Below are 633 nucleotides of genomic sequence, written 5' to 3' on the forward strand. Positions count from 1 at the left end.
AACAAAGAACTGAGCTAAGTTCCAAGTAAACTATCCTATTTTTGATACAAAATTTTCATCATAAGGCAGGCCTGATTTCGTGATCGCAAAAGCTTGTTTAAGAAGTTTATTACAGACTGCAATCAATGCCAGTTTCTTGCTCTTTCCCTTGGCTATTATTCGTTCGTAGATCTCTTTGCAGGCTTTGTTGTGTTTACAGGCTGTGAAACTGCACATGAATAGCAGGTTCCGGAGTTTGGAATTACCTACCTTGCTGATCCTACTTTTACCTCTCACACTTTTCCCAGATTCCCGTATGGTTGGTGTGATTCCCGTGTAGCAACACAGCTGCCTGGCATTTTCAAAGTTGGAAAAACCATCCGTCAGAACTAGCAACATTATGGCTGTTTTGTTTCCCATTCCCGGAATACTTTTTAGTAAAGTGAGCTGCTGCTGTTGCTCCTCTTTTACTAGTTCATTGAGTCGGGTCTCTAGTACCTTGATCTCTGCCTGAACACTCTTTAAAGCTCGGTTAAGGGAATGATAGACCGTTTTAGAAGGCTTGCCAAGCACTTTCTCCCCATGCAGTTTGTTCTTCAACCCCGTGCTTTGTTTGATGTAGATATCGATCAATCGTAGTAATTGAAGACACTC

The 633-nt window shown here is 41.7% G+C and carries 1 protein-coding gene; it reads right to left on the bottom strand.

The features are described from left to right. Positions 1-30: 30 nt before the first annotated feature. On the bottom strand, positions 31-633 hold a 603-nt coding region (locus RM539_RS19920; RefSeq protein WP_311505170.1), incomplete at its 5' end, for a transposase.

Source organism: Autumnicola musiva (genome assembly GCF_031846585.1).
GTDB lineage: Bacteria > Bacteroidota > Bacteroidia > Flavobacteriales > Flavobacteriaceae > Autumnicola > Autumnicola musiva.